We start from the raw sequence: 2,436 nt of genomic DNA, 5'->3' as shown, positions 1-2,436 counted from the left end.
GTACACGACTTGCGTACACACCTCGGGCGTAGCCTTGGGGTCATGACACATCGTGRCGATCTTCAAAGCATGCTCGACCGCCTCGCCACCGAGGTGCAGGCCGGTTTGCACGAGAATCCCGACCCGGATGYGTTCTGGCCGACCTTCGCGACGCAGTCGAGCCTCGTTCTCGAAGCCGCCGGACCCGAACATTTCGACTGGGTAAGCTCGGAGGTGTCGTCGATTTTGATGAAGCATGGGATTTCGGTGCCGGAGGCGTAATCGCCAGCACCCATCGCCGATGGATCGGCTCCCACAACGGCCTGTCCATGCCAGAAGTCACGGATTTACCTGCTTAGGACAATTTGCCAGACTCGGGTGATCGTCCCGACACTAAGGCTTCAGCATGCGACCGTCGCGCCCTGCCCTCTCTCACGTCAGGACCGCGTTGTCGGTCGGCGTCGCCTCCTTCTGTCTCGCCCTGCTTGCCGAGCCCGTCGCGGCCCAGGCCGTCCAGACGCCTGAACAGAAAGCACTCATCGCCAAACGCATCGATCTCGAAAAACAACTCGAGGATATCGCCGTCGTCGATCGCAAGGTGATGGTGAAAATGCGTGATGGCAAGCGCATGGCCGCGGACATCTATCGACCCAAGAATTCCAGCGGCAAGGTACCGACGATCTTTGTTCGTACCCCGTACAACTTCAATTTCTGGGACGTGAAGAATGGCGCCCCGCGCGACATGACCCACGAACTCGAGGCCGTGAAGCGTGGCTACGCCCTGGTCGAAATGAACGAGCGCGGCCACTACTTCTCCGAAGGCAACTACGACATCCTCGGTGCACCCCTGAGCGACGGCGTGGATGCCGTGCGCTGGATGTCCACGCAGCCCTGGTCCAACGGCAAGGTCGGCACGACCGGTTGTTCATCGACCGCCGAATGGCAGATGGCCGTGGTCGCGCAGAACGAGCCGGCGCTCGCCACGTTCAACGTGCAGGGCTTCGGCGCCGGTGTCGGCAAGGTCGGTCCGTATTACGAACAGGGCAACTGGTACCGCGGCGGTGCCGTGCAGATGCTGTTCCAGGCCTGGATCTACGGCGAGCAGAACCAGGTTCGCCCCATGTTCCCGGCCAATACGTCGCAGGCTGACCTGATCCGCGCCTCCAAGGCCTTCGACCTGGATCCGCAGATGCCCCCGGTCGACTGGGACCAGGCGTTCTGGCACCTGCCGGAGAACGAGATCCTCAAGGCCGTCGATGGCCCCAAGGGCATTTTCGCCGACGCCATGGACGTGCCGACGGGCGGCAACATGATCGCGCGCACGCCGAACAGCCCCGCCTGGCGCAAGGGCGGTTTGTGGCATGACGATATGAAGATCAACAAGCCGGGCCTGTGGTTCATGAGCTGGTTCGACGTGTCCGTCTCACCGAATCTGGCCGCCTTCAATCAGGTGCGCGCCACGGCGCCCAAGAATGTCGCCGACGAACAGTACGCCATCATCGCGCCGGTCCTGCACTGCGCCTATACGCGTGCCACCGAACACACCATGATCGGCGATCTCGATGTCGGCGATGCCCGCTTCGACTACGAAGGCCTGGTGTTCGGCTGGTTCGACAAGTTCCTCAAAGGCGTGGACAGCCCCGTCGTCGATAAGCAACCCAAGGTCATGTACTACGTGATGGGCGAGAACAAGTGGCGCAACTCGCAAACCTGGCCGCCGGCCGGTGCCGTCACGCGCGACCTGTTTTTCACCAGCGGCGGCAAGGCCAACACGCTGTATGGCGACGGCAAGCTCGTCGACACCGCGGGCGGCACCGACCAGCCCGATAGCTTCGTCTACGATCCGGCCAATCCGGTCACCACGCTGGGCGGTGGCGGGTGCTGCCAGGGCAATGCGGTGAAGTTCGGTTCGTTCGACCAGAACCCGCAGCTGGCTCGTAACGATATCCTGGTCTACGACTCCGAACCCTTCAAGGAAGGCACCGAAGTCAGCGGACCCATCACGGTCACGCTGTACGTCTCCTCCGATGCGAAGGACACGGACTTCACGTTCAAGGTCATGGATGTCCGTCCGGACGGCAAGGCATTCAACATCACCGAGAACATCCAGCGCATGCGTTACCGCGAGGGCTACGACAAACCGCCGGTGTGGATGAAGGATGGTGAAGTCTACAAGGTCACCTTCCAGCCGATCGATACGAGCATGTTCTTCTATCCGGGGCACAAGCTGCGCGTGGCGATCTCCAGCAGCAACTTCCCGCGCTTCGATCGCAACCTCAATACCGGGGGTAACAACTATGACGAGGCCAAGGGTGTGATCGCGCATAACGCGGTTCACCACGACGCGGCGCATCCGTCGAAGATCACGTACACCATCGTTCCGCGTACGACGCCTTGACCCGACGCGGCAGCGGGATGGCCCGCTGCCGCGGGATCGCCGCTGAAGCGGCTCCCACA

At 62.1% G+C, this 2,436-nt stretch carries 2 protein-coding genes; both read left to right on the top strand.

The genetic code is table 11. The features are described from left to right. Positions 1-69: 69 nt before the first annotated feature. Positions 70-261 carry a hypothetical protein gene (locus AC1DT2_RS20680; protein ID WP_477298416.1) on the top strand — a complete coding sequence of 64 codons (192 nt, stop codon included), beginning with the start codon at positions 70-72 and terminating at the stop codon, positions 259-261. A 124-nt stretch (positions 262-385) separates the two neighbouring features. Continuing rightward, positions 386-2,377 carry a CocE/NonD family hydrolase gene (locus AC1DT2_RS20675; protein ID WP_477298414.1) on the top strand — a complete coding sequence of 664 codons (1,992 nt, stop codon included), beginning with the start codon at positions 386-388 and terminating at the stop codon, positions 2,375-2,377. Positions 2,378-2,436: the final 59 nt, after the last annotated feature.

The organism is Luteibacter sp. P4_E6 (genome assembly GCF_056401535.1).
Note: the sequence above shows the minus strand (reverse complement) of the source record. Positions and strands in the feature narration are given on the sequence as shown.